This window comes from Pseudoalteromonas sp. S1608 (assembly GCF_005887265.1).
GTDB classification, from domain to species: Bacteria; Pseudomonadota; Gammaproteobacteria; order Enterobacterales; family Alteromonadaceae; genus Pseudoalteromonas; species Pseudoalteromonas undina.
The window spans coordinates 1-323 of the sequence record NZ_PNDK01000079.1 but is presented as its reverse complement, the minus strand read 5'-3'; the positions used below and the strand labels follow the sequence as shown (position 1 = coordinate 323).

2 tRNA genes are annotated in these 323 nt (G+C 38.1%); both read left to right on the top strand.

The features are described 5' to 3' along the window. The first annotated feature begins 24 nt into the window (after positions 1-24). Positions 25-101 (top strand) — tRNA-Met (locus tag CWB75_RS18760). A gap of 95 nt (positions 102-196) precedes the next feature. After that, positions 197-281 (top strand) — tRNA-Leu (locus CWB75_RS18755). Positions 282-323 lie beyond the last annotated feature (42 nt).

The following is a 323-nucleotide window of genomic DNA, read 5'->3' as shown; positions in this document are numbered from 1 at the left end:
AATCCTGGTATCCCAGCCAACAATGGCTAAGTAGCTCAGCTGGTTAGAGCACATCACTCATAATGATGGGGTCACAGGTTCAAATCCCGTCTTAGCCACCATTTCTTTTCTAGAAGTGGCTCTGCAAGAGTTAAATTGCAACTCAATGAAGAGTTTAAAATAACTACCATTTCTTTGATTAATTCAAAGTGATAATGCGGGAGTGGCGGAATTAGTAGACGCTCTGGATTTAGGTTCAAGTATCTTAGGATGTTAGAGTTCAATTCTCTCCTTCCGCACCATATTCTTGATTAGAATTAAAATTATCAATTGTTTATTGTTTG